Origin of the sequence: Streptomyces sp. NBC_00647 (assembly GCF_045207245.1) — a bacterium.
Lineage (GTDB): Bacteria > Actinomycetota > Actinomycetes > Streptomycetales > Streptomycetaceae > Streptomyces.
On record NZ_CP109040.1, the window covers coordinates 6,156,422 to 6,182,409 of the forward strand.

Sequence of the window (25,988 nt, forward strand, 5' to 3'; positions counted from 1 at the left end):
ATGGACGGGATGGAGGGTGGGGTCCGTCACGCCGGGTGCTCCCCGGACGGGTCCAGGGAGCCCGGAGGCCGTCGCCAAGGGCGCCAGAATTTCCGATATCGGGCACGGTGAGCCTGATTCGGGCGGGCGGGGGACCGTACGCTGCCGCCATGTGCGGAATCGTGGGTTATGTGGGGTCGCAGTCGGCGCTCGACGTGGTGATGGCCGGACTGAAGCGGCTCGAGTACCGGGGATACGACTCGGCGGGTGTCGCCGTCCTGGCGGACGGGGGTCTCGCCGTCGCGAAGAGGGCCGGGAAACTGGTCAACCTGGAGAAGGAGCTGGGCGGCCGGCCGCTGCCGGCCGGAACGACGGGGATCGGGCACACCCGCTGGGCCACCCACGGGGGACCCACCGACGCCAACGCCCATCCGCACCTCGACAACGCGGGCCGGGTCGCCGTCGTCCACAACGGCATCATCGAGAACTTCGCGCTGCTCCGCGCCGAACTGGCCGAGCGGGGCCACGACCTGGCCTCCGAGACGGACACCGAGGTGGTCGCCCATCTGCTCGCCGAGGAGTTCTCCTCGTGCGCGGACCTGGCGGAGGCGATGCGGCTGGTGTGCCGTCGTCTGGAGGGAGCGTTCACGCTGGTCGCGGTGGACGCCGACGATCCGGACGTGGTCGTGGGGGCGCGCCGGAACTCGCCGCTGGTGGTCGGTGTCGGAGAGGGCGAGGCCTTCCTCGCCTCGGACGTCGCGGCGTTCATCGCCCACACCCGGTCGGCGATCGAACTGGGGCAGGACCAGGTGGTCGAGCTGCGCCGGGACGGCGTGACCGTCACCGGCTTCGACGGCAGCCCCGCCGAGGTCCGCTCGTACCACGTCGACTGGGACGCGTCGGCGGCGGAGAAGGGCGGCTACGACTACTTCATGCTCAAGGAGATCGCCGAGCAGCCCAAGGCGGTCGCCGACACCCTGCTGGGGCGGATCGACACGGCCGGTTCGCTGACGCTCGACGAGGTGCGTATCCCGGTCCAGGTGCTGCGCGAGATCGACAAGGTCGTCATCATCGCCTGCGGGACCGCCTTCCACGCCGGACTGATCGCCAAGTACGCCATCGAGCACTGGACGCGCATCCCGTGCGAGGTGGAGCTGGCCAGCGAGTTCCGCTACCGGGACCCGATCCTTGACCGCCGTACGCTCGTCATCGCGATCTCGCAGTCCGGCGAGACCATGGACACGCTGATGGCGCTGCGGCACGCCCGTGAGCAGGGCGCCAAGGTGCTCGCGATCTGCAACACCAACGGCTCGACGATCCCGCGCGAGTCGGACGCCGTGCTGTACACGCACGCCGGCCCCGAGGTCGCCGTCGCCTCCACCAAGGCCTTCCTGACCCAGCTGGTGGCCTGCTACCTCGTGGCGCTGTACCTGGGCCAGGTACGCGGCACCAAGTGGGGCGACGAGATCCAGGCCGTGATCCGGGAGCTGTCCCGCATCTCCCGCGAGGTCGAGCGGGTCCTGGAGACGATGGAGCCCGTACGGGAGCTCGCGCGCTCCCTCGCCGACAAGGACACGGTGCTGTTCCTCGGCCGCCACGTGGGCTATCCGGTCGCCCTCGAAGGCGCGTTGAAGCTCAAGGAGCTGGCGTACATGCACGCCGAGGGCTTCGCCGCGGGCGAGCTGAAGCACGGCCCGATCGCGCTGATCGAGGAGGATCTGCCGGTGGTGGTGATCGTGCCGTCGCCTCGGGGCCGGTCCGTCCTCTACGACAAGATCGTCTCCAACATCCAGGAGATCAGGGCCCGGGGCGCCCGTACGATCGTGATCGCGGAGGAGGGCGACGAGGCGGTCGTCCCCTACGCCGACCACCTGATCCGCATCCCGGCCACGCCGACGCTGCTGCAGCCGCTGGTGGCGACGGTCCCGCTGCAGGTCTTCGCCTGCGAGCTGGCCACCGCCCGGGGGAACGAGGTGGACCAGCCCCGGAACCTGGCGAAATCGGTGACGGTGGAGTGAGACGGGCCCGCCCCGCCGGCCGGCCGGTCGGGGGGCGGCTCTCCATTCTCCCGGGGAAGGGGGGATGTCCATGGTGGATATCCCCGGGAAGGGGGATGCATGGTCGATCCGGACAGTGAATTTCTCGGTCACGCCTCGGAAGTCGCCTTCGACCTCGGGTGCGACCGTTTCCGCGTCACCGCGCTCACGCTGCGGTCCCGCTCCCTCGCGTTCACCGAGACCGGCGGTCCGTCGGAGCCGCCCGTGTATGCCGAAGGCGAGCCGCCCGGCACCGGACGCGAGGCGCGCCGTACGTACGACTGGCAGCCCGCCGCCGGCGCGCCGTCCTGGATGAACATGGCGTGGCTGCTGGACGATCTGGCCGCCTGGGTCGACCGGATGGCCGAGGACGGCATCACTCTGATCGGCCTGGAGGCGCCGGAGCCGGACTGGTGCGACGTGCTGGTCCTCGACGGAGACAGCCGGCTGCGGGTCCGGATCGCGCTGGCCGGCCGACGCGATGTCCTGGACTTCCCCGGAATGCATCTGCGGGACATGTTCGCCGAGGGCCGCTCCCGCGCCCACCTGACGGAGGACCGGTCGGTGGTGGATCTGCGGGACGTTCTCTGAAGGGGTCGTCGGCACCGTCCGGCCAGGTGGATCGCCGTCGGCGCGTCGGGCGGCCGGGGCAGACGCGCGCGGTGTGCGTCGCCCGCCACCTGGGCACGTCGGGTGTCCGGACCGCCGTAGGGTGCGGACATGAGCATCATCGGGGTCGGTATCGACGTGGCCGAGATCGACCGGTTCCGGGCGTCGCTGGAGCGGACGCCGGGGCTGGCCGAACGCCTCTTCGTGGAGCGTGAGTTGCTGCTGCCCAGCGGTGACCGGCGGGGCATCGCCTCGCTCGCGGCGCGGTTCGCGGCGAAGGAGGCGCTCGCCAAGGCGCTGGGCGCCCCGGCGGGGCTGTACTGGACGGACGCCGAGGTGTTCGTCGAGGACAGCGGACAGCCGCGCCTGCGCGTGAAGGGCACGGTGGCGGCCCGGGCCGCCGAACTGGGCGTGCGGTCCTGGCATGTGTCGCTCAGTCATGACGCCGGGGTGGCCTCGGCGGTGGTGGTGGCGGAGGGCTAGCCGGAGCGTCCGCTTCCGCCCGGAGGGGGTCCGGCGGCCGGGAGGGCCGACCCCGGCGGGGGCGGTACGGCGGCCGGAGGAGCCGACCTGGACGGGGCGCACCGTGTGCGCCGGTGCGGGAGACTCGGCTCCATGCGTACTGCGTACAGCGTGGAGACCGTAAGGGCCGCCGAGCGGGAGCTGATGGCACGGCTTCCCGAGGGGGCGTTGATGCAGCGGGCGGCCGCCGGGCTGGCCGCCGCCTGCGCGGACCTGCTCGGCCGGGTGTACGGCCGCCGGGTGGTGCTGCTGGTGGGCAGCGGGGACAACGGGGGCGACGCCCTGTACGCGGGGGCGCGCCTCGCCCGGCGCGGCGCCGGCGTCACCGCGGTGCTGCTCGCCCCCGGACGGACGCACCCGGGGGGACTGGCGGCGCTGCTCCGCGCCGGCGGCACCTCGGCCTCGCCCGACGCCGCCGAACCGCTCGTGCGGCGGGCCGATCTCGTCGTCGACGGCATCGTCGGGATCGGCGGCAAGGGCGGTCTGCGGCCGGACGCCGCACGGCTCGCCGAACTCGCGCACGCGTCCCGTGCCGCCGTCGTCGCCGTCGATCTTCCGAGCGGTGTCGAGGCGGACACCGGAGAGGTGCTCGGCGCCGCGGTCCGCGCCGATCTGACCGTCACCTTCGGCACCCACAAGCCGGGACTGCTCATCGATCCGGCGCGTGGGTACGCCGGTTCCGTACGCCTCGTCGACATCGGGCTCGATCTGCCGGAGCCGGCCGATCTGGAAGCTCTCCAGCACGCCGATGTCGCGGCCCTGCTGCCCCTGCCGGGGGCGGAGAGCGACAAGTACCGGCGCGGTGTCGTCGGGATCGCCGCCGGGTCCGCCCGCTACCCCGGAGCCGCGGTGCTCGCCGTGTCCGGGGCGCTGCGGGGCGGGGCCGGGGCCGTGCGGTACGTCGGGCCCGCCGCGGACGCCGTCATCGCGCGCTTTCCCGAGACGCTGGTGTCCGACAAGGGGCCGTCGAAGGCGGGCCGGGTGCAGGCCTGGGTGGTGGGCCCCGGGGCCGGGGACGACGCCTCGGCCGTCGCGGAGGTGCTGGACGCGGACGTGCCGGTGCTGGTGGACGCGGACGGGTTGCGGCTCGCCGGGCGGGAGGCGGTGCGGGCCCGCACCGCGCCGACGCTGATGACCCCGCACGCCGGGGAGGCCGCCGCGCTGCTCGGGGTCCCGCGGGAGGCGGTGGAGACGGCGCGGCTCGCTTCCGCGCGGGAGCTCGCGGGGCTGTACGGGGCGACCGTCCTGCTCAAGGGGGCGACGACCCTGGTCGCCGACCCCACGGGCGGGGCGGTGCGGGTGAACGCCACGGGGACGGCGTGGCTGGCCACCGCGGGGAGCGGGGACGTGCTGTCGGGGCTGGCGGGGTCGCTGCTGGCGGCGGGGCTCCGCGCGATCGACGCGGGGAGCGTCGCCGCGTATCTCCACGGGCTCGCGGGGCGCTTCGCGGCGGACGGCGCGCCCGCCGGGGCACATGACGTGGCCGCCGCGATCCCGGAGGCGTGGCGCGACGTACGCGACTGACGCCGGGCGGCCCCTCGTTCACGCCCCTGCCCCTGGAACCGGCCCCCTACCTGGCCATGCCTACCCGGTCCTGGAACCTGGCCCCTACCTGGCCCTGGAACCGGCCCCGTACCTGGCCGCCGGGACCGGGCTCCTACCCGGTTCTACCCGCGCCCGGGGCCGGTGGACGGTGGCGCCCATCGGTGGCGGAGCCCACCGACGGAGGTCTGCCTGGTCTGACGGCCCCCGGACGCGTTGCCCACATCGGGCGACCCTTTCCGCGCGGCTCACTCGGGGGCACCACGCCGTTGCGTATGGCTGATCGCATGATGATCAGACGAAGGGTGTGTCGGGGGATCGCGGTGCTGCTGGCGGTGGTGGCGGCCGTGCCCGTGGGGACGGCGACGGCCGCGCCCACGCCGCCCCTGCCCGCCTCCGGGCCCGCCGGCGAGTCGGTGCTCCGAGCGGTGAAGGGGCCGTATCCGCCGTGGCGGGGCGAGACTCTGGACCCGGTGCCCCCGGCCGTGGACACGCTCGCCGCGGGGGAGGAAGCGCGGGAACCGCAGGGCACTTCCGCGAGCGCTGGCGCGCCGCTCGCGTCCGTGCCGTTCGGCGACGGGGCCGCCGGCCCGGCGGTGGCCTGCGGCGGGCGGACGGGTCCGTACCAGCGGCAGGTCGAGCGATGGCTGAGGCTGACGGTGGACGGGAAGCAGTCGGCGGCCGACTGCCGGGCCATCCGCGCCTTCCAGGTGGAGCAGGGCATCCGGCCGGCCGGTGGGTTCGCCGGACCGCTGACCTGGGCCCGCATGCGGCTGCTCTCCGCCCGGAGCGAGGCGAACGCAGGCCGCGGTTGCCCGGCCCGCTCCTACCGGGTCGCCTGCGTCGACCTCACCCGTCGGCTCACCTGGGTGCAGCAGCGCGGCAGGATCCTGTACGGGCCGGTGCCGATGCGCAGCGGCGGGGCCGGACACCGCACCAGGACCGGCTGGTTCACGATCTACTGGAAGCACCGGAACCACTGGTCGACGCTCTACAACACCCCCATGCCGTACGCCCAGTTCTTCAGTCGCGGCCAGGCCTTCCACGCCATCCGCGGCAGCATCCGCACGACCGGCGGTTCGATGGGCTGCGTGAATCTGCGGCTCGCCGACGCCCGCGCGCTCTGGAGCGTGCTCAGGAAGGGCGACCGCGTCTACGTGTGGGGCCGAAGGTCCGGCAGCTAGGGCGGTGGAACCGTCCCCTGGTCAGCCCCCGGGTCAGCCCCCGGGCCATCCCGCGCCTGCCCTCGGTCCGTCCCCGGGGCCGTCCCGGGGACCGGTGCCGGAAGGCTGTCGTCCCCCTCTGAGAGACTGGGGCGCGATGACAGAGACAGCACACCCGCGGACGGCGCCCCTGCGCGCCCGCGCCGAGATCGATCTGGCCGCCCTGCGAGCCAACGTGCGGACCCTGCGTGCCCACGCGCCGACGGCGGCCGTGATGGCCGTGGTCAAGTCCGACGCGTACGGCCACGGCGCGGTCCCGTGCGCCCGCGCGGCGCGCGAGGCGGGCGCCACCTGGCTCGGCACGGCCACCCCGGAGGAGGCGCTCGCGCTGAGGGCGGCCGGCCTGCCGGGGCGCATCATGTGCTGGCTCTGGACCCCGGGCGGCCCCTGGGCGGAGGCCATCGAGGCCGATGTGGACGTGTCGGTCAGCGGGATGTGGGCGCTGCGGGAGGTCGTGGCGGCCGCCGAGGCCGTCGGCGCGCCCGCCCGCGTGCAGCTCAAGGCCGACACCGGTCTCGGGCGCGGCGGCTGCCAGCCCGCCGACTGGCCGGAGCTCGTCACCGGGGCACTGGCCGCCGAGGCGCGCGGACTGATCAACGTCACCGGACTCTGGTCGCACTTCGCCTGCGCCGACGAGCCGGGGCACCCTTCGATCCAGGCCCAGCTGGAGCTGTTCCGCGAGATGGTGGCGTACGCCGAGGAGCAGGGCGTCCGCCCCGAGGTGCGGCACATCGCCAACTCGCCCGCGACGCTGACCCTCCCCGAGAGCCACTTCGACCTCGTACGGACCGGGATCGCGGTCTACGGGATCTCGCCGAGCCCGGAGCTCGGCACCCCGGCCGACCTCGGACTGCGCCCGGTGATGACGCTGAGCGCCTCGCTCGCGCTGGTGAAGCACGTTCCGGCGGGCCACGGCGTGAGCTACGGCCATCACTACGTCACCCCCGGCGACACCACGCTCGGCCTGGTCCCCGTCGGCTACGCGGACGGCATCCCGCGGCACGCCTCCGGCACCGGTCCCGTCCTGGTCGGCGGCAAGTGGCGTACGGTCGCGGGCCGGGTCGCCATGGACCAGTTCGTGGTGGACCTCGGCGGTGACGAGCCGGAGCCCGGCGCTCCGGCGGTCCTGTTCGGGCCCGGCGACGGCGGCGAGCCGACCGCCGAGGACTGGGCGCGCGCGGCGGGCACGATCGCCTACGAAATCGTCACGCGCATCGGAACCCGCGTTCCACGCGTCTACGTGAATGTGAAAGAGGAACAAGGCGGGTAACACCCCTTAGCCGAACAGGTGCGCGGGGCCCGGCGAGCGGAGTGCGGCGGGCGGAACACGGCGGGCGGGAGCCGGACCGGAGCGCGCCCAGCCGAGAACCGACAGCCGGAGCGAAGAGGAGCGGGACGTGAGCGAGAGCAGCGCGGAGGTCGTCGTGAGTGCGGCCTCGGTGGCCGCCGCCTCCGCCGGGAACTGGCGCAAGGCCGGAGTGGCCGGCGCCGCGATAGGCGTGGTCGCGGCGGGCGCCGCGGCCGGAGTCGCGATCGAGCGGCTCACGGTCGGCCGCGGCATGCGCAAGAAGGCGCGCCTCGCCCTCGACTCGGCCGGCCCGTACGGCTCGCTGCGCGGGACGCCGGGCAAGGCGTACGCCGACGACGGCACCGAGCTGTACTACGAGGTCGACGAGGCCGAGCCCGAAGCCTCGCTCGCCCCGCGTCGGCGCAGGCTCTTCGGCCGCAAGGCGCCCGCCCCCGTGACCGTCGTCTTCAGCCACGGCTACTGCCTCAACCAGGACTCCTGGCACTTCCAGCGCGCCGCGCTGCGCGGTGTGGTGCGCACGGTGCACTGGGACCAGCGCAGCCACGGGCGGTCCGGGCGGGGTGTCGCCCAGCTGGAGGACCGGACGCCGGTCACCATCGACCAGCTCGGCCGGGACCTGCTGGCCGTCATCGAGGCGGCGGTGCCCGAGGGCCCGATCGTGCTCGTCGGGCACTCCATGGGCGGCATGACCGTGATGGCGCTCGCCGACCACTTCCCCGAGCTGATCCGCGACCGGGTCGTCGCCGTCGCCCTGGTCGGTACGTCGTCGGGGCGGCTCGGCGAGGTCAACTTCGGGCTGCCCGTCGCCGGCGTCAACGCCGTACGGCGCGTGCTCCCCGGCGTCCTGAAGGCGCTCGGCCAGCAGGCCGCCCTGGTGGAGCGGGGACGGCGCGCCACGGCCGATCTGTTCGCCGGGGTCATCAAGCGGTACTCGTTCGCCAGCCGTGACGTCGACCCGGCCGTCGAGCGGTTCGCCGAGCGGATGATCGAGAGCACGCCGATCGACGTGGTCGCCGAGTTCTACCCGGCGTTCACCGAACACGACAAGACCGCCGCACTCGCCCGTTTCACCGAGATGCCGGTCCTCGTCCTCGCCGGGGTCAGGGACCTGGTGACGCCGAGCGAGCACAGCGAGGCGATCGCCGACGCGTTGCCGGGCGCAGAGTTGGTACTGGTACCGGACGCGGGGCACCTGGTGATGCTGGAGCACCCGATGGTCGTCACCGACCGCCTCGCTGATCTGCTCGCCCGCACCGGGGCGATACCAACCACGGCTACCGTGGGTGGCTGTGACTCCGCCTCCTCCTGACGGAGGTGGCTTCCAGCCTTCGGCTGCGGTCCAGCCCGAACCGATCCCTCACGGGATGTGGCAAGTGTACTACGCTAAGTGAGTGACGATGGAAGACATCTCGACATCGCGCGCCTCGGCTCCGAACGGCGTCGCTGTACGGCTCACCGTCAACTCGCCCGAGCAGATGAGAGAGCTAGGCTTGCGCCTCGCCAAACTCCTGCGCGCGGGCGACCTCGTGATGCTGAACGGGGAGCTGGGCGCGGGCAAGACGACGCTGACCCGCGGACTCGGCGTGGGGCTCGGCGTCCGTGGCGCGGTCACCTCGCCGACCTTCGTCATCGCCCGCGTGCACCCCTCCCTCGGCGGCGGACCGCCCCTCGTGCACGTCGACGCGTACCGCCTGGGCGGCGGGCTCGACGAGATGGAGGACCTCGACCTCGACGTCTCGCTCTCCGACTCCGTGATCGTCGTCGAGTGGGGCGAGGGCAAGGTCGAGGAGCTGACCGAGGACCGTCTGCACCTCGTCATCCACCGGGCCGTCGGGGACGCCACCGACGAGGTGCGGCACGTGACGGTCACGGGACTCGGGCGCCGCTGGGCCGCGGCGGATCTGACCGTGCTCGCGGCCTGACCGGGGTCTTCGCGCGGCGGGCGTCTTTCGCTCGTACATTCGGCCAACGTTCCGACAGGACGTCGGCAAGATATTGCGTTCGGCGTCCCGGCCGTGGTCACATGGACATCAGTACGTAGTTAGGTCTACCTAACTGCGCCTGCCCCCGAAGCCCGAGGAGGCGTCCATGTCGGCTTCAGAGTCGGCTGCAGTGCCGGCTTCAGAACCTGACGTGCCGGCGGCGCCGCGCGCGACGGCCGGGGTGTCGATGCGGGATCTGCTGGCGGCCTGTGCCGCGGCGGAGGCGGTGTCCAGGCCGCCCCGCGAACCGCTGGCCGAGCCAGGTGTCGCCGAACGGCCCCGCAAGGCCGCCTGACGCCGGTGCGGCAGGCGTCGCTACTTGACGACGACGACCTTCGCGCCCACGGTCGCGAACGCCCACATCGCGTCGCCGTCGGCGCGTGACGCCCGGATGCCGCCGAGCTTCTTCTCGGGGTCCGGGGCTTCCGTGGAGCCGCTCACCGCGGCGCTGAAGCCGATCGCGACGCCGTTGACCAGCGTGAACCGCACGACGTGCTCGATCTGTGTTCCGTCGGACCCGGTGACCGCTCCCGCACGCGTCGTGACGGCGTAGGTGCCCGCGGCCGGGTCGACCGTGCCCGGGGTCACCTTGAAGGTGCGCTTCACCTTGTTGCCCGCCCCGACCAGCCACACCCGGTCGTCGCCGACCGAGTACACGACCCGCGCGCCGGTGCCGGACGGGGACGGCAGCGCGGTGGGGTTCTTCTTGTCCCGGGGGGCCTTCGGGGCGGACGACTTGGCCGACACGCTCGCGCTCGGCTTGCCCAGGGTGTCCGGAACGTTCGCGGACGCCTGGAAGGCGAGGAAGCCGACTGCGGCGATCGCCGCCACGGTGAGCCCGGCCACGAATCCCGAGCTGCTCCTAGCCACCTTGTGTGCCCACCTCTCGACCTTCGTACGTCCTTGCTGTGACGGTAGCAGCCGAGGGACGGGAGTCCCGGGCGGCCTTGCGCCAGGCTCCGGCGCCGTAGGCTGTTTGCGTGCTCTTGCTCGCTCTGGATACCGCCACTCCCGCCGTGACCGTCGCCCTGCACGACGGCACGTCCGTCATCGCCTCGTCGAGCCAGGTGGACGCGCGCCGGCACGGAGAGCTGCTGCTGCCGGCCGTCGACCGGGTGCTCACCGAGGCAGGCCTCAAGCTGGACGCCGTCACCGGCATCGTCGTGGGCGTCGGCCCCGGCCCGTACACGGGGCTGCGCGTCGGCCTCATGACCGCCGACACCTTCGGACTCGCCCTAGGCGTGCCCGTGCACGGCGTCTGCACCCTCGACGGGCTCGCGTACGCGGCCGACATCGAGGGGCCGTTCGTCGTCGCCACGGACGCCCGGCGCAAGGAGGTCTACTGGGCGCGGTACGCCGACCGCCGCACCCGGCTGTCGGAGCCCGCCGTGGACCGCCCCGCCGAGATCGACGCAGCGGTCACCGCGCTGCCCGCCGTCGGCGCGGGCGCGCTCCTGTACCCCGACACCTTCCCGGACGCCCGCGCTCCCGAGAACGTCTCGGCCGCCGCGCTCGCCTCCCTGGCCGCGGAGAAGCTGGCCGCCGGCGAGGAACTCGAGCCGCCCAGGCCGCTGTACCTGCGCCGCCCGGACGCCCAGGTGCCCAAGAACTACAAGGTGGTCACCCCCAAGTGACCGCCGTGCTGCGCGAGATGCGCTGGTGGGACATCGATCCCGTCCTGGAGCTGGAGAAGGAACTGTTCCCCGTGGACGCCTGGTCCCGGGGCATGTTCTGGTCCGAGCTCGCCCACTCCCGCGGACCGCAGGCGACCCGGCGCTATCTGGTCGCCTGCGACGGGGACCTGCTCGTCGGCTACGCCGGCCTCGCCGCCTCGGGAGACCTGGGCGACGTACAGACCATCGCGGTGCGGCGGGACCAGTGGGGCACCGGCCTCGGCGGCCGGCTGCTCACCGAACTGCTGCGGGCCGCGAGCGCCTTCGACTGCGCCGAGGTGATGCTCGAATGCCGCGTGGACAACGTCCGCGCGCAGAAGCTGTACGAGCGCTTCGGCTTCGAGCCCATCGGCTTCCGGCGCGGCTACTACCAGCCGGGGAACGTGGACGCCCTCGTGATGCGCCTGCACGACCCCTCCGCCTCCGTACAAGGAACAGAGACCCATGGCTGACGAACCTCTCGTCCTCGGCATCGAGACCTCCTGCGACGAGACCGGTGTCGGCATCGTCCGCGGGCACACCCTGCTCGCGGACGCGATCGCGTCGAGCGTCGACGAGCACGCGCGCTTCGGCGGGGTCGTGCCCGAGGTCGCCTCCCGGGCGCACCTGGAGGCGATGGTGCCGACCATCGACCGGGCGCTGAAGGAGGCGGGGGTGACGGCCAGGGACCTGGACGGCATCGCCGTCACCGCCGGGCCGGGGCTCGCCGGGGCGCTGCTCGTCGGGGTCTCGGCCGCGAAGGCGTACGCGTACGCGCTGGGCAAGCCGCTGTACGGCGTCAACCACCTCGCCTCCCACATCTGTGTGGACCAGCTGGAGCACGGCGCGCTGCCGGAGCCGACGATGGCCCTGCTGGTGTCCGGCGGCCACTCCTCGCTGCTGCTGTCCACCGACATCACCTCCGACGTACGGCCGATGGGCGCGACCATCGACGACGCGGCGGGCGAGGCCTTCGACAAGATCGCGCGCGTGCTGAACCTCGGCTTCCCGGGCGGCCCGGTCATCGACCGGTACGCGAAGGAGGGCGACCCGAAGGCCATCGCGTTCCCGCGCGGGCTCACCGGGCCGCGCGATCCGGCCTACGACTTCTCCTTCTCCGGTCTGAAGACCTCCGTGGCCCGCTGGATCGAGGCCAAGCGGGCGGCCGGGGAGGACGTGCCCGTGCGTGATGTGGCCGCGTCCTTCCAGGAGGCCGTGGTGGACGTGCTCACCCGCAAGGCCGTCCGCGCCTGCAAGGACGAGGGCGTCGACCACCTCATGATCGGCGGCGGCGTGGCCGCGAACTCGCGGCTGCGGGTGCTCGCCCAGGAGCGCTGCGAGGCGGCCGGGATCCGGCTCAGGGTGCCGCGTCCGAAGCTCTGCACGGACAACGGCGCGATGGTCGCCGCACTGGGCGCCGAGATGGTCGCCCGGAACCGGGCCGCCTCCGACTGGGATCTGTCGGCGGACTCGTCGCTGCCGGTGACGGACCCGCACGTGCCGGGGCGCGGGCAGGCGCATACGCACGATCACGTGCACGAGGTCGCCAAGGAGAACCTGTACTCGTGACCGTCGCGCTGATGTGGGAGGCCCGGGCCGTCACAGGCCGGGGCGAGGAACTGCTCGCCTGGGTGCGGGGGCAGGAGATCGGTGGGGAGCCGGTGCGGCGGGAGATCCTGAGGGCGCCCCAGGACCGGGTGCTCGTCATCACCTGGTGGGACGCCGCGTACGACGCCGAGCTTCCCGAACTTCCGGAGCCCGACGGTGAGTTGGTGACTCGGGCGGTGCACAGGTGGCGCTTCGAGTCGGTACACGCGCACTGACCGCCGCCCCTCGGCCGGCGTGTCTCCGGGCGGGTGGGCGGCGGTTCGCATCCCGGAGACCCGGTCACGCAGGCCGGGTCTCCGGGTTCCGGTCACGCAGGCCTGACCCGGCGACCGGAACCCGGAACGGACCGTCCCTCGGGTCAGGACACCCGCGCGACCTCGGTCTCGCAGCGCATGCGCCGGTCCGTGCCCAACTGCCGTACCGGACCTGTCAGGTTCAGCCGGGCCGTGTGGCGTACGTCCGCGCTGGAGGCGGCGAGCCGCAGTTCCAGGGCGCCCGGTTCGACGATCCGGGTGCCGGTGCGGTCGGTGAACGCGGAGAGGTCCGCGTGGAAGCGGAAGGTCACCCGGCGGGCCTCACCCGGTGCCAGGTCCAGGCGCCGGTAGCCGATCAGCCGTACGTCCGGGCGGGTCACCGAGGCCACCGGGTCGTGCAGGTACAGCTGGACGACCTCGGCGCCCGCGCGCTCACCGGTGTTGCGGACGGTCACCGACACGTCGTACGAGCCGGCGGTGCCGATCTCGGTGCCGGTCCCGGTCTCGGGAACCTCGGCAGGCTCCCAGTCGAACGACGTGTACGAGCGGCCGTGGCCGAACGGGTACAGCGGCGTCGGGTCCAGGTTGCTGACCTCGCCCGCGAGGCCCAGCGGCGGCTGGAGGTACGTCCACGGCTGGCCGCCCGGGTCGCGCGGCACGCTCACCGGCAGCTTGCCCGAAGGGCAGACCCGGCCGGAGAGCACGCCCGCCACCGCGGGGCCGCCCTCCTCGCCCGGGAAGAACGCCTGGACCACGCCGCCGAGACGGTTCTGCCAGCGGCCCAGCGCGTAGGGGCGACCGGTGAGGAGCACCAGGACCACCGGGACCCCGGTGGCGACCAGCGCGTCCAGCAACTCGCCCTGCACGCCCGGCAGGCCGAGGTCGGCCACGTCGCAGCCCTCGCCGGAGGTGCCCTGGCCGAACAGCCCGGCCCGGTCACCGAGCACCGCCACGCACACGTCTGCCTCGGCGGCCCGTGCCACCGCCTCGTCGAAGCCGGACCGGTCCGGTTCCGAGACCCCGCAGCCCTGCGCGAACGTCACCTTGGCGTCCGGCAGTTCGGCGCGCAGCGAGTCGAGCACGGTCGGTATGTCCACGCCGGCCGGCACCTCGGGGTGGTGCGTGAGCACGTGCGAGGGGAACGAGTAGCAGCCGAGCATCGCCAGGGGGTCCGCCGCGCGCGGACCGACCACCGCGATCCTGGTGTCCGGGGCCAGCGGCAGCACGCCGTCCGCGTTGTCCAGCAGGACCACCGACTCCTCGGCGAGCTTGCGGGCGAGCGCCCGGTTGCCCGCGGAGTCCAGGTCGACGGGGCGGCCGGTCTCCGGCTGCCAGTCCTCGTCCAGCAGACCGAGTTCGCACTTCTGGAGCAGCACCCGGCCGGCCGCCCGGTCGATCAGCGACTCGGGGACGGTGCCCGCGCGGACGGCGGCCACCAGCGGCTCGCCGTAGCACTTCAGCGTGGGCAGCTCGACATCGATGCCGGCCTCCAGCGCCTTGTGCGCCGCCTCGGCCTCGGTGCCGGCCACCCGGTGCAGCGTCTGGAGGAAGCCGATGCCGAAGTAGTCCGAGACCACCGTGCCGGTGAAGCCCCACTCGTCGCGCAGCAGCTCGGTCAGCAGCTGCGGGTCGGCCGACGCCGGGACGCCGTCCGTGTCGTTGTAGGCGGCCATCACCGAACGGGCGCCGCCCTCGCGCAGCGCCATCTCGAACGGCGGCAGCGTGATGTCGGAGAGCTCGCGCACCCCCGCGCGCACCGGCGCCAGGTTCCGGGCCCCGGCCGAGGCCGCGTATCCGGCGAAGTGCTTGAGCGTGGCCACGATCCCGGCCGACTCCAGGCCCCGCACATAGGCGGTGGCGACGGTGCCGACCAGGTACGGGTCCTCGCCGATCGTCTCCTCCACCCGGCCCCAGCGCAGGTCGCGGACCACGTCCAGGACCGGGGCGAGGCCCTGGTGGACGCCGACCGAGCGCAGGTCGTCGCCGATGTGCCGGCCCAGCTCCTCCACCAGCTCCGGGTCGAAGGTGGCGCCCCAGGACAGCGGGACCGGGTACGCCGTCGCCTGCCATGCCGTGAAGCCCGCCAGGCACTCCTCGTGGGCGACCGCGGGTATGCCGAAGCGGCTCGCCTCGATGATCCGGCGCTGGGCGCGGGCAAGGGCCTGCGCGCCCAGCGCCGGGTCCACGGGGGCGGTGCCGAACGAGCGGGTGAGCTGGCCGAGACCGCGGGTGATCAGCTCGTCCCAGTCGTAGTCGGAGGACATCTCGCTCTGGAGCGGGGCGACTCCGCCGCCGTCCGTGTCGGCGCCCACCCACACGCCGTACAGCTGGGCGGTCTTCTCCTCCAGGGTCATCCGGGAGAGCAGGTCGTCGACGCGGGTCGCGGCGGGCAGGGCGGGATCGCGCCAGGGAGCGGTGGTCATGGAACTCCTGTCGGGGAAAGGGGGGTTCGAGCGCCCCTGGTCGTACACGTTCACTTGCCGCCCACACCCATGAGGCCGCCGACCAGCGCGCGCCGGGCCACCAGGTACACGATGAAGATCGGGACACCGGAGAGGACGACCGAGGCGAGGATCGCGGGAATGTTCACGCCGAACTCGCTCACGTAGTTGAACAGGCCGAGGGTCAGCACCCGTGGTCCGTCGGACTGGGTGAAGATCAGCGGGAAGAGGAAGCCGTTCCAGGCTTGCAGCGCCGCGTAGATGACGACGGTGCTGATGCCGCCCTTGGACATCGGGATGACGAGCTGGAACAGCATCCGGGTGGTGGAGGCGCCGTCCAGCGCCATCGCCTCGTACATCTCCTCGGAGATGTCCCGCAGCGTGCCGGTGAGGATCAGCACCGACACCGGCATGGCGAACGCGGCCGTCGGCAGCACGATCGCGAGCAGGCTGTCGTAGAGGTTCAGCTTGGCGATCATCAGGTAGAGGGGCACCACGACGGCCTGCGCCGGGATCGCCACGCCCAGCAGGAACAGCCGGAACGCGGCCCCCGACCAGACGCTGCGGGTGCGCACGGCCACGTAGGACAGCGGGACGCACAGCACCAGGACGATCAGGACGACTCCGGCCGCCGCCAGCACCGTGTTCCACAGCAGGTGGCCGAAGCCGTTGTGCAGGACGGTGTTGTAGTTGTCCAGGGTCGGATGGGACGGCGGCTTCAGGGCGTTGTGGCCCAGCGCCTCGTCCTGGTGGGTGAGCGAGGCCGAGAACATCGCGTAGATCGGGATGATCACGACGGCCAGCCAGATCAGCGTGCCGGCGCCGGCGAGCGGGTTGGCGCGCCTGGCCCAGTGCCTGCGGCGGCGCGCGGGCCGCTCGCCCGTCGGGGTGGAGTCCGCCTTCACAGGACGCGGCAATGTGTCGTGTGACATGTCGTCACATCCCTTCCCGGGTGCTGCGCATCGCGCCGAAGCCGGACAGCTTCACCATCAGCAGGGACAACGCGGTCGCCGCGATCACCAGGAAGGAGGCGACGGCGCTCGCGTAGCCGAAGTCGTAGCTCTTGAAGCCCGCCTGGTACATCAGGTACGGCAGGATCGCCGTGTCGGTGCCGGGACCGCCCTGGGTGAGGATCAGGACCGTCTCGAAGTACGTCAGCGAACCGACGACCATCAGCACGCCGGACGTCGTCGCCGTGTTGCGCAGCTGTGGCAGCGTGATCGAGAAGAACTGCCGCAGGCGTCCGGCCCCGTCGATCGCCGCCGCCTGGTAGAGCACCTCGGGGATCTGCCGTGCTCCGCCCTGGTAGATCAGGGTGTGGAAGGGGATGAACTGCCATCCGCCGACGAACACGATCGCGAGGAACGCACCGCTGGTCGTGCCCAGGGTGTCCTTGTGGATGATGCCGAAGTTCGGGTCCAGCAGTGCGTAGAACAGCAGCGAGATCGCCGTCGACGACAGCAGGAACGGCACGAAGAAGATCGCCGACAGCACCGCGCGGTTGCGCTGCCTGCCCGCCGCCCACACGCCCAGCAGCAGCGAGATCACCGTCTGGAACGCCCAGCTCACCACGGTCAGCCCGACGGTGACCGTCAGGGACTGGGTCAGCCGGTCGTCGCTCAGCAGCTTGCGCCAGTTGGTCAGACCGGCCGGCTCCGGATCGCCCAGGCCGTTCCACCTGGTGAACGACAGGTAGAAGGCCAGGACCATCGGGGCGAGGGCGAAGAACGCGAAGAACAGGACGCCGGGGAGGGCCAGCGCCGCGCTCGGGCGGCCGGCCCTGTTGCGTCGGCCGGAGCGGGGGCGGCCCGCGTCGTTCCGCGGGCCGCCCTTGACGTGCGTCACGCTCACTTCAGCTCCTTGAGCGCCGACACGAACTGCGTCGGCGAGGACTTGCCCACGAACAGCTTGTTGACCTCGGTGAGCATCGGGGTCGACACGTCCGGGTCGACCGCCTGGTCCCAGCTCAGCGTGAACGCCGGGGCCTGCTGCACCATCTGGTACTGGAACTTGGCGAACTCCGGGTTCGGCGAGGCGTCCAGGAGGGTCGCCGCGTTCGAGGTGGCCGGGACGTCGCCGTTGGCTATGAGTTCCTTCGTGTACGCCAGGGAGGCGGAGTCCCGCAGGAAGGCGATCGCCGCGTCCTTGTTGGAGGTACGGGCGTTCACCGACCAGTAGTTGGTCGGGTTGCCGACCACGTTGCGGATGTCGCCGGCGCCGCCCTCGATCTCCGGGAAGGCGCACCAGCCCAGATTCTTCTTGGCGAAGTCGGGGAACTTGCCGAGCTGCGTGGAGTACTCCCACGAACCCATCAGGTGCATCGCGGCCTTGCCCTTGGCGAAGACCGCGGGAGCGCCGCCGTTGCCGTAACCCACCGAGCTGTAGCCCTTGCCGAAGGCGCCGTCGTCGATCAGTTCCTTGACCGTCTGGGCGGCTTTGAGGACGGCCGGGTCGCCCCAGGCGGTGGCGTCACCGTTCTTGATCTTTTCGAAGACCTGGGGACCGCCGATCCGGTCGACCAGGTACTCCAGCCACATCAGCTCGGGCCAGATGTCCGCTCCGCCCAGGGCGAACGGCGTGATGCCCGCCTTCTTCAGCTTGGTGTTGATGTCCAGCAACTGGTCCCAGGTGGTGGGCGGCTGGAGCTTGTTCTCCTCGAAGACCGTCTTGTTGTAGAAGAGGATCACGGGCTGCATGCCACGCATCGGCACGCCGTAGTTCTTGCCGTCCAGTCCGCCCGACGCCAGCACCGAGGGCAGGAAGCCGCTCTTGAGCACGGAGTCGGACGTGATGACGTCGGTCAGGTCGACGAGCTGGCCGGCCTCGCGGTAGGCCTTGATGGAGCCGCCGCCCCAGTTGAAGAACACGTCGGGGGCGTTGGGCGAGCCCATCGCCGTACGCAGCTTGGCCGGGTAGTCGGTGGCGGGCACCTTCTGCAGCTTGATCGTGCCCTTGGCCTTCTTCGCGGCGGCCGACGCGTTGAACCGGTTCACGGACTTGACCTGGATCTTCGCCGCGTCGTCACCGTAGACGAACGCGGTGAGCGTCCCGTCGGAGCCCGAGCCGCCGCCGGAGCCGCAGGCGGTGAGCCCGCCGACGGAAGCCAGGGCTGCCGTGCCCGCGCCGAGGAACCAACGTCTGCTGTAGGACTCCATAGGACGGCACCTCTCGGTAAGCGCGGAGGCTCGCCGATGAGCCCCCGCGAATGTTTCGAGTCATATTTCGAATGTTCCGGGAACGTAAGACGATCCGATGGGTCCGTCAAGGGGTCGTGCAGATATACGATCGCCGGCATGAAGCCTGGGAAGTCCGCAGAACCTCAGACGGCGACGCTGGCCGAGATCGCCCGGGAAGCCGGTGTGTCGGCTCCGACTGTTTCGAAGGTCCTCAACGGCCGCGCCGACGTCGCCCCCGCGACCCGCTCCCGCGTCGAGGAGCTGCTGCACGCGTACGGCTACCGACGCCGCCGGGCCGAGGCTTCCCGCTCGCCGCTGATCGACCTGGTCTTCCACGAACTGGAGAGCGCCTGGGCGATGGAGGTCATCCGGGGCGTGGAGAACGTCGCCCGGGAGGCCGGCCTCAGCGTGGTGCTCTCCGAGTCCGCCGGGCGGCTCACCCCCGGCCGGACCTGGGCCGACCAGGTCGCCGCCCGCCGCCCGCACGGCGTGGTCCTCGTCCTCTCGGGCCTCGACGACTCCCAGCGCGCCCTGCTGACCAGCCGATCCATCCCGTTCGTGGTGATGGACCCGGCGGGCGACCCGGGCGTCGACGTGCCCTCCATCGGCGCCACCAACTGGCAGGGCGGCCTCGCCGCCACCCGCCACCTCGTCGAGCTCGGCCACACCCGGATCGGCGCCATCAGCGGGCCGTCACGGATGATGTGCAGCCGGGCGCGGGTCGACGGCTACCGTGCGGCACTGGAGACGGCCGGGCTGCCTGTCGACCCCTCGTTGATCGCCGCCGGAGACTTCCACCACGAGGCCGGCTACCGCATCGGCCTCGAACTGCTGCGCCGCCCCGACCGGCCCACGGCCGTCTTCGCCGGCAACGACCTCCAGGCGCTCGGACTCTACGAGGCGGCCCGTGAGCTGGGGCTGCGCATCCCCGAGGACCTGAGCGTCGTCGGCTTCGACGATCTGCCGGTGGCGCGCTGGGTGGGCCCGCCCCTGACGACCGTACGACAGCCGCTGACGGAGATGGCCGAGGCGGCGGCGAAGCTGGTGCTCGACCTGGGCCGCCAGGAAAGGCCGTCGGCCGGGACGCGGATCGAGCTGGCGACGAGCCTGGTCGTACGCAGCAGCACGGGGGCGCCTCCGGCGTGAGCGGGCGTGAGCGGGTGCGGCGGGGGGCTTGAGCGGTCCGGAGTGAGCTGCGGGGCCCGGGTGCCGCTACGGGGCCGAAGTTGGCGCGGGGACGGTGTTGACGCGTGGGGCATCCCGCTCCACACTCCTCCGAAGTCAATCGGTTGTACGACCGAAACATTCGGAGGCACCCGCCATGAGAACCTCCAGAACCTCCAGAACCCTCGGAACCACTTCCTTACGACGCCGCATCGCCGCCCTGTTCACCGGCGCCATGACCGTGGGCGCACTGCTCGCTGCCGGCACGACGGCGCACGCCGCGGACACCCCGCTGCGCGATCTCGCCGCCGCCAAGGTCAAGGTCATCGGCACGGCCGTCACCGGCTCCAAACTGACCGGGACGTACGGCGACATCGCCGGGGCGCAGTTCAACTCGCTGACCCCGGGCAACGCCATGAAGTGGGGCACCGTCGAGCCCACCCGGGGCAGCTTCGACTGGGCCGAGGCCGACCGGATCGTCGCCTTCGCGCAGGCCCGCAACCAGCAGGTGCGCGGTCACACCCTGGTCTGGCACAGCCAGAACCCGAGCTGGCTCACGAACGGCACCTGGACGACCGCCGAGCTGAACGGCCTGCTCCAGGACCACATCACCACCGAAGTCACCCGCTACAAAGGCAAGCTGGCCGCCTGGGACGTGGTCAACGAACCCTTCAACGAGGACGGCACCTACCGCTCGACGCTCTGGTACAACGGCCTCGGCGCGGACTACATAGCCCAGGCGCTGACCTGGGCGCACGCCGCCGATCCGAGCGCCAAGCTCTACATCAACGACTACAACGTCGAGGGCGTCAACGCGAAGAGCACCGCCCTCTACAACCTGGTCAAATCCCTCAAGGAGCGCGGCGTCCCGATCGACGGCGTCGGCCTCCAGGCCCATCTCATCCTCGGCCAGGTGCCCGGCACCCTCCAGCAGAACATCCAGCGCTTCGCCGACCTCGGCGTCGATGTCGCGATCACGGAGCTGGACATCCGGATGCAACTCCCGTCCGACAGCACGAAACTGGCGCAGCAGGCCGCCGACTACAAGGCCGTGTTCGACGCCTGTGTCGCCGTGACCCGCTGCTACGGCGTGACCGTCTGGGGCTTCACCGACTCCGACTCCTGGATCCCGGACGTCTTCTCGGGCTACGGCGCGGCGACACCGTACGACGAGAGCTACGCGCCGAAACCGGCGTACTACGCGATCGCGACCTCGCTCGGCGGCACCTCGACACCGCCGCCCACGGGCGCGTGCACGGCGACCTACAGCGTCCAGAGCCAGTGGAACACCGGCTTCACTGGGCAGGTGCGCGTCGCGTGCTCCGGGGCCGCGCTGGCGTCCTGGAAGGTGAACTGGACGTACGGCGCGGGCCAGCGGATCACCCAGGCCTGGAACGCGACCTGCACCCAGACCGGCACGGCGGTGAGCTGCGCCAACGCCTCCTACAACGGGACCGTGCCCGACGGGGGCTCCGTGACCTTCGGGTTCAACGCCTCCTGGAGCGGGAGCAATCCGGTGCCCACGGTGACGCTGGGCTGAGGTTGTACGGCGGCCGGTGTGAGGCTGTTCTGAGAAGCGTGAGAGTTTCCGAAGAAAATCGTTTCGCGCCTCTTTCCCTAACAGTCCCCTAATAATTCGGACTTACGTTCCTCCTCGTGACGGGACACGAGGACATAGGGGACGGGGTCGGGGTCGGGCCGGTGGGCCGGCGGTCGCGGGTACTGAAGGCCGCCGGCCTCACCCTGGCGGGACTGCTGGTGCTGGGCGTCGGCACGGCGGGCTGGGCCTACTGGCATCTGAACCAGAACATCAAGAGTGTCGACATCAACAGCGCGCTCGGCGACGACCGCCCGGCGAAGGCGGTGGCGACGCCCTCGTCCCCGGCGTCCGCCTCTGCCTCCGCCTCCCCGCTTCCCAGTGGCGCCCTCAACATCCTGGTCCTCGGCTCCGACTCGCGCAGCGGCAAGGCGAACGCGAAGCTCGGCGGCGGCGACAGCTCCGGCGCCCGTTCCGACACGGCGATGGTCGTGCACATCGACGAGGGGCGCACCCGGGCGACCGTGGTGAGCATCCCCCGGGACACCCTGGTGACCCGGCCGGCCTGCCCCACCTCCTCCGGCGGGACGACGGCGGTGGCGTACAACGCGATGTTCAACAGCGCCTATTCGATCGGCGGCCCGGTCTGCGCGGTGAAGACGGTCGAGTCCCTGACCGATGTCCGCATGGACCACTACATCGAGATCGACTTCTCCGGCTTCGCGGCCCTCGTGGACGCGCTCGGCGGTGTCACGGTCACCACGGACGAGGACATCGACGACGACCAGAGCCACTTGCATCTCACCGCGGGCGAGCATCACCTCGACGGCACGAAGGCGCTGGCGCTCGCCCGCACCCGGCACGGCATAGGAGACGGCAGCGACCTGGGCCGCATAGGCCTCCAACAGAAGCTCGTGAAGGCCCTGTTGGGGCAGGTCTCGTCGGCCGGTCTGCTCACCGACCCGGCCATGCTCTACAGCGTCGCGAACGCGGTCACCGGCAGCCTGACGACGGACACCGGGCTGGACTCCCTCGGCGAGCTGATGAAACTCGGCCAGAGCCTGAAGTCCCTCTCGTCCGACGAGGTCACGACGGTGATGATGCCGGTGGTGACGGCTCCGTCGGACCGCAACAGGGTGATCGCGAACGAACCGGAGGCGAGCGACCTGTGGGCCTCGCTCAAGTAGCGATCCCCGGGCTTCGCTCACGTGACGCCACGACTCGGGTGATTCTGTCGGAGCCGGTCCGCGGGACTTGAGCTTCGGGGCTCGGGATTCGAGCCTCTTTTGCATGGAATGGGCGGGAGGTCCAACCCGCCCTCCCTCCCTTGCCGACGGCCGAAGTGCCGTCCGGGCCAGGGGATATGACTTTTCGTGATCGGGTCGCGGCGGAGCGTGGCAGGCGTGTAGCGTGCGCCGGGAAAACTTCGACCCCCGTGGGTGTTGGCGCACCGCGCGGGGGTCTGACCACGTAGATCGAAAGAGAGTCGATCCATGGCTGTCACCCAGCCTAGTGCTGCCCTGCGCCCCTCCGCCCATCCCCTGGCCAATCCGGGTTACGGAAAACGGTCGGCGCCCGACCAAACCCCACGGACGGGTCGGGGCTTCGCACATCTGCCCACCCGCGAGGCATCGATCGCGACGTACATCGACCGGCTCGCCGACGAGTCCGACCTCTCGATCAAGACCCTCGCCAAGCACGTCCCGTACGGCCAGTGCGCCCTCTCCACGGCCCTCAACAACCTTTCCGCGGCAGGCCATTTGCGCAGGGTGCGCCGCCCCGTCACCGTGGACGGCTGCCCCGCTGGGTCTGGCACACCTTCTTCTCGCGCACCGCGCACGACGACACCTGGTGGAACGCCCTTCTTGCCGGGGAGACGCCCGTGACCGAGCGTCCCGTGGCAGCGGCGGCGCGCTCGACGGCGTACAGCGCGCTGGCCCGGCTCGGTCGGATCGACGCCCGGCTGACGCTGTCGGCGGGGGAGTGCGCGGCACTGGAGGGGGAGGCCGCCGAGTGGTTCGCGCGGGGCGCGGGCGAGCCGCAGCTCGTCCAGGCGCTGACGGCGGGGCTCCCTGAGCGCGTGGCCCACGCGTACGCCTTCGTACGCGCCCGGCTCCTCGCCAAGCTGCCCCCGCGGCCCGAGCCGCAGCCACCGGCACCCCGCTACGAGGTGGTGTGCACGGCGTGCGGGGAGCCGGGCGGGGACGGTCACGCGCTGCGGGGCGGGTTGTGCGGGGTGTGCCGGGGCGGGCGGCCCGCCCTCGCGGCCGACGAGGTGCGCGCCCATGCCGGACGGCTGCGCGCCGCTCTGCGTACCGGGACCCGCACGGAGAAGGCCGAGAAAGGAGCAGGCACATGACGACCTTGCAGCACGGTCCGCCCTGACCGGGGCAGGATGGACGGGAGGAGGCGACGCCATGACCCCCAGCACGTCCGACCGGCCCCAGATGCTCGTCGAGGAGTTCGAGGAGCTCGCTCGTCACGCGCCCGAGTCGGCGCGGCTGGAATTCCTGAACGGAAAGATCGGGGTCAAGCCCATGCCGGACGGCAATCACGCTCAGATCGTCGCCTGGCTCCTCAAGCGGTGCATGCAGTACCGCCCCGAACTTTTCCTCTTCCCGGAACAAGGCCTCCAGGTCCAGGCGTATCGCAAGGGGCGCGCCCGGCCGGCCGGAGCGCTGGCGCCCGAGGAGTACTTCGCCGGAAGGGCGAGTGGTCCGAGCCCTCGGGTGTCCTGATGGTCGTCGAGGTCACCTCGCACGACCGGGACGCCGACCGGCGTGACCGGATCGAGAAGCCCGACGGATACGCGGCCGCCGGAATCCCCGTCTACCTCCTCGTCGACCGGGACACGGCCAGCGTGACCGTGCACTGCGATCCCGAGGGTGGCGTCTACCGCTCTCTCACCACCCGGGCGTTCGGAGCGGTGGTCGAGCTGCCGGATCCGGTCGGGTTCACGCTGGACACGCAGAAACTCAAGGACTTCGCCGACTGACCCGAATCCCCGGTTCCTCCGATTGATCCATCCGGGCCTGCCCGGAGAAAGGATCCAAAGAAATCCGGGGACGGTGTCGAAGCAGGTGTCTCCCGTTCGACGCACGGGTGAGAGGCAGGGGGAAGCCCCGCCTCCGAGGCACCACAGACACGAGGAGTCACCATGCCCCGCTATCTTTCGCTGGTCCAGATCGACGAGAGCACCGCGCCCGCCGAGGGGCCCAGCCCCGAGCTGATGCAGCGGATGGGCGAGCTCATCGAGGAGATCACCAAGGCGGGCGTCATGCTCGAGACCGATGGCCTGACGCCCACCGCGCAGGGCAAGCGCGTCCACTGGTCGGGTGGGCAGCTGTCCGTCACCGACGGTCCCTTCACCGAGTCCAAGGAGGTCGTCGGCGGCTACGCGATCATGCAGTGCAAGGACATGGCCGAGGCCGTGGAGTGGACCAAGCGGTTCCTGAAGGTGCACGAGGAGTTCTGGACGGTCACCTGCGAGGTGCGGGAGATCGCCGGGGGCTGAGCGGCTCCTCGGCCTGAGCGGTCTCCTTGGCCTGACGCCGCCGCGGGTGTCTGATGGTGTGCTGTGGAACAGCAGCCCACCCCAGCGCCCGCCGGCGGCGTCGACACGGCCGTCGAGACCATCTTCCGCATCGAGTCCCCCCGCATCATCGCGGGCGTCGCCCGGATCGTCCGTGACGTCGGCATCGCCGAGGAACTCGCCCAGGACGCCCTGGTCGCGGCGCTGGAGCAGTGGCCGCGGGACGGAGTGCCGGACAACCCGGGCGCCTGGCTCATGGCCACGGCCAAGCACCGGGCGATCGACCTCGTACGCCGCCGGGAGCGCTACGCGCGCAAGCTGGAGGAGGTCGGACGGGACCTCTCGCTGTCGGCACCGCACCACCTCGACGAACCCGCCGATCCGGACGACATCGACGACGACCTGCTCCGCCTGGTCTTCACCGCCTGCCATCCCGTCCTGTCCGCCGAGGCCCGCATCGCGCTCACCCTGCGGCTCCTCGGCGGTCTGACCACGCCCGAGATCGCCCGCGCCTTCCTCGTCCCGGAGGCCACGGTCGCCCAGCGCATCGTGCGGGCCAAGCGGACGCTGGCGGCCAAGGGGGTCGCCTTCGAGGTCCCGTACGGCCCCGAACGCGAAGTCCGGCTCGGGTCCGTACTGGAGGTCATCTACCTCGTCTTCAACGAGGGGTACGCGGCCACGGCGGGCGACGACCTGCTCCGTCCGGCGCTGTGCGAGGACGCGCTCCGGCTGGCCCGGGTGCTCGCCGAGCTGATGCCCAAGGAACCCGAGGTGCACGCGCTCGCCGCCCTGCTGGAGCTCCAGGAGTCCCGGGCGGCCGCGCGCACCGGGCCCGCCGGCGAACCCGTCCTCCTCAAGGACCAGAACCGCCGCCGCTGGAACCGCATGCTGATCCGCCGGGGCTTCACCGCGCTGGGCCGCTCCAGCGCCGTCGCCACCGGCAGCCCGGGGCCGTACGCGCTCCAGGCCGCCATCGCCGCCTGCCACGCGCAGGCCTACACGTACGAGGACACGGACTGGCAGCGGATCGCCACCCTGTACGGCCTGCTGGCGGCCCGCACGCCCTCCCCGGTCGTCGAGCTGAACCGCGCCGTGGCCGTCTCGATGGCCGACGGGCCCGGCCCCGCCCTGGAGATCGTCGACGCCCTCGCCGGCGAACCCGCCCTGCGCGACTATCACTTGTTGCCGAGCGTGCGCGGTGATCTGCTCGCCCGGCTCGGACGTACGGCTCTGGCGCGGGCGGAGTTCGAGCGGGCGGCCTCGCTGGCGCGCAACGAACGGGAGCGCGAACTGCTGGAGGCACGGGCGCGGGAGTGCGACTGACCCGCCGCACGGCGGCCCGTGCGGAGCCCTCTCGTAACTCTGTTCCCCCTGGTCCCTCCAGGAACTACAGTGACCCGGCTGCCATGACGCGGCTGTGAG

The 25,988-nt window shown here is 71.9% G+C and carries 24 protein-coding genes and 1 pseudogene; 20 read left to right on the forward strand and 5 right to left on the reverse strand.

The genetic code is table 11. The features are described from left to right. Positions 1 to 149: 149 nt before the first annotated feature. From glmS to OG788_RS27230, 9 genes are all read left to right on the forward strand, one after another. Positions 150 to 1,997, forward strand: a complete 1,848-nt coding sequence (gene glmS, locus OG788_RS27190) for a glutamine--fructose-6-phosphate transaminase (isomerizing) (protein ID WP_406374038.1) — start codon at positions 150 to 152, stop codon at positions 1,995 to 1,997. Between the two features lie 99 nt (positions 1,998 to 2,096). Continuing rightward, on the forward strand, positions 2,097 to 2,606 hold the full coding sequence (locus OG788_RS27195) for a hypothetical protein (RefSeq protein WP_406374039.1): 510 nt from the start codon (positions 2,097 to 2,099) through the stop codon (positions 2,604 to 2,606). Positions 2,607 to 2,735: 129 nt separating this feature from the next. Next, positions 2,736 to 3,107 carry a holo-ACP synthase gene (locus OG788_RS27200; RefSeq protein WP_351537869.1) on the forward strand — a complete coding sequence of 124 codons (372 nt, stop codon included), beginning with the start codon at positions 2,736 to 2,738 and terminating at the stop codon, positions 3,105 to 3,107. A 132-nt stretch (positions 3,108 to 3,239) separates the two neighbouring features. Next, positions 3,240 to 4,670, forward strand: coding sequence for an NAD(P)H-hydrate dehydratase (locus OG788_RS27205; RefSeq protein WP_406374041.1), 1,431 nt, complete (start codon positions 3,240 to 3,242; stop codon positions 4,668 to 4,670). Between the two features lie 305 nt (positions 4,671 to 4,975). Beyond that, a complete protein-coding gene (locus tag OG788_RS27210; protein WP_406374043.1) occupies positions 4,976 to 5,872 on the forward strand; it encodes a L,D-transpeptidase family protein in 897 nt (298 codons plus the stop codon). Positions 5,873 to 6,008: 136 nt separating this feature from the next. Then, positions 6,009 to 7,181 (forward strand): alanine racemase, encoded by a 1,173-nt coding sequence (alr, locus tag OG788_RS27215; protein WP_406374045.1) that lies wholly within the window; start codon positions 6,009 to 6,011, stop codon positions 7,179 to 7,181. 127 nt (positions 7,182 to 7,308) lie between these two features. Then, positions 7,309 to 8,529, forward strand: a complete 1,221-nt coding sequence (locus OG788_RS27220; RefSeq protein WP_406374046.1) for an alpha/beta fold hydrolase — start codon at positions 7,309 to 7,311, stop codon at positions 8,527 to 8,529. Positions 8,530 to 8,617: 88 nt separating this feature from the next. Beyond that, entirely contained in the window at positions 8,618 to 9,142 is a 525-nt protein-coding gene (tsaE, locus tag OG788_RS27225) for a tRNA (adenosine(37)-N6)-threonylcarbamoyltransferase complex ATPase subunit type 1 TsaE (protein WP_406376855.1), read from the forward strand. A 166-nt stretch (positions 9,143 to 9,308) separates the two neighbouring features. Then, on the forward strand, positions 9,309 to 9,497 hold the full coding sequence (locus OG788_RS27230) for a hypothetical protein (protein WP_406374047.1): 189 nt from the start codon (positions 9,309 to 9,311) through the stop codon (positions 9,495 to 9,497). A gap of 20 nt (positions 9,498 to 9,517) precedes the next feature. On the opposite strand, the gene OG788_RS27235 is transcribed toward OG788_RS27230, so the two are convergent. Then, positions 9,518 to 10,072, reverse strand: coding sequence for a hypothetical protein (locus OG788_RS27235; RefSeq protein WP_406374049.1), 555 nt, complete (start codon positions 10,070 to 10,072; stop codon positions 9,518 to 9,520). A 110-nt stretch (positions 10,073 to 10,182) separates the two neighbouring features. Here OG788_RS27235 and tsaB point away from each other — a divergent pair, with 110 nt between their 5' ends. From tsaB to OG788_RS27255, 4 genes are read left to right on the forward strand one after another with little or no spacing between them, the layout of a single operon-like run. After that, the gene (tsaB, locus tag OG788_RS27240; RefSeq protein ID WP_351537846.1) at positions 10,183 to 10,836 is read left to right on the forward strand and encodes a tRNA (adenosine(37)-N6)-threonylcarbamoyltransferase complex dimerization subunit type 1 TsaB; all 654 of its coding nucleotides are present in this window, start codon (positions 10,183 to 10,185) and stop codon (positions 10,834 to 10,836) included. Positions 10,837 to 10,853: 17 nt separating this feature from the next. Next, positions 10,854 to 11,327, forward strand: coding sequence for a ribosomal protein S18-alanine N-acetyltransferase (gene rimI / locus OG788_RS27245; protein WP_351537922.1), 474 nt, complete (start codon positions 10,854 to 10,856; stop codon positions 11,325 to 11,327). Beyond that, complete coding sequence (gene tsaD, locus OG788_RS27250; RefSeq protein ID WP_406374051.1) at positions 11,320 to 12,423, forward strand: tRNA (adenosine(37)-N6)-threonylcarbamoyltransferase complex transferase subunit TsaD; 1,104 nt, start codon at positions 11,320 to 11,322, stop codon at positions 12,421 to 12,423. Before rimI ends, tsaD begins: the two co-directional genes overlap by 8 nt. Continuing rightward, positions 12,420 to 12,677, forward strand: coding sequence for a hypothetical protein (locus OG788_RS27255; protein ID WP_351537841.1), 258 nt, complete (start codon positions 12,420 to 12,422; stop codon positions 12,675 to 12,677). Before tsaD ends, OG788_RS27255 begins: the two co-directional genes overlap by 4 nt. A 143-nt stretch (positions 12,678 to 12,820) precedes the next feature. On the opposite strand, the gene OG788_RS27260 is transcribed toward OG788_RS27255, so the two are convergent. Genes OG788_RS27260 through OG788_RS27275 form a run of 4 tightly spaced genes read right to left on the reverse strand, consistent with a single transcriptional unit; the run spans position 12,821 to position 18,312 of the window. Then, complete coding sequence (locus OG788_RS27260) at positions 12,821 to 15,139, reverse strand: glycoside hydrolase family 3 N-terminal domain-containing protein (protein ID WP_406374053.1); 2,319 nt, start codon at positions 15,137 to 15,139, stop codon at positions 12,821 to 12,823. A 50-nt stretch (positions 15,140 to 15,189) separates the two neighbouring features. Further along, complete coding sequence (locus OG788_RS27265) at positions 15,190 to 16,089, reverse strand: carbohydrate ABC transporter permease (protein ID WP_406374055.1); 900 nt, start codon at positions 16,087 to 16,089, stop codon at positions 15,190 to 15,192. 4 nt (positions 16,090 to 16,093) lie between these two features. Continuing rightward, positions 16,094 to 17,002 carry a sugar ABC transporter permease gene (locus OG788_RS27270; RefSeq protein WP_351537919.1) on the reverse strand — a complete coding sequence of 303 codons (909 nt, stop codon included), beginning with the start codon at positions 17,000 to 17,002 and terminating at the stop codon, positions 16,094 to 16,096. 2 nt (positions 17,003 to 17,004) lie between these two features. After that, entirely contained in the window at positions 17,005 to 18,312 is a 1,308-nt protein-coding gene (locus OG788_RS27275; RefSeq protein WP_351537832.1) for an extracellular solute-binding protein, read from the reverse strand. A 138-nt stretch (positions 18,313 to 18,450) separates the two neighbouring features. On the opposite strand from OG788_RS27275, the gene OG788_RS27280 reads away from it, so the two are divergent. The 7 genes and pseudogenes from OG788_RS27280 to OG788_RS27310 all read left to right on the forward strand — a co-directional run bounded on the left by OG788_RS27280 (position 18,451) and on the right by OG788_RS27310 (position 25,889). Continuing rightward, positions 18,451 to 19,479 carry a LacI family DNA-binding transcriptional regulator gene (locus tag OG788_RS27280; protein ID WP_356468868.1) on the forward strand — a complete coding sequence of 343 codons (1,029 nt, stop codon included), beginning with the start codon at positions 18,451 to 18,453 and terminating at the stop codon, positions 19,477 to 19,479. A 175-nt stretch (positions 19,480 to 19,654) separates the two neighbouring features. Further along, entirely contained in the window at positions 19,655 to 21,037 is a 1,383-nt protein-coding gene (locus tag OG788_RS27285; protein ID WP_406374057.1) for an endo-1,4-beta-xylanase, read from the forward strand. A 116-nt stretch (positions 21,038 to 21,153) separates the two neighbouring features. After that, complete coding sequence (locus OG788_RS27290; RefSeq protein ID WP_406374059.1) at positions 21,154 to 22,221, forward strand: LCP family protein; 1,068 nt, start codon at positions 21,154 to 21,156, stop codon at positions 22,219 to 22,221. Between the two features lie 695 nt (positions 22,222 to 22,916). After that, positions 22,917 to 23,393 carry a hypothetical protein gene (locus tag OG788_RS27295; protein WP_406374061.1) on the forward strand — a complete coding sequence of 159 codons (477 nt, stop codon included), beginning with the start codon at positions 22,917 to 22,919 and terminating at the stop codon, positions 23,391 to 23,393. A 58-nt stretch (positions 23,394 to 23,451) separates the two neighbouring features. Continuing rightward, positions 23,452 to 24,029: pseudogene (locus tag OG788_RS27300) on the forward strand (Uma2 family endonuclease). Positions 24,030 to 24,191: 162 nt separating this feature from the next. After that, complete coding sequence (locus OG788_RS27305) at positions 24,192 to 24,548, forward strand: YciI family protein (protein WP_351537814.1); 357 nt, start codon at positions 24,192 to 24,194, stop codon at positions 24,546 to 24,548. Between the two features lie 63 nt (positions 24,549 to 24,611). Further along, positions 24,612 to 25,889, forward strand: a complete 1,278-nt coding sequence (locus OG788_RS27310) for an RNA polymerase sigma factor (protein WP_406374063.1) — start codon at positions 24,612 to 24,614, stop codon at positions 25,887 to 25,889. Positions 25,890 to 25,988: the final 99 nt, after the last annotated feature.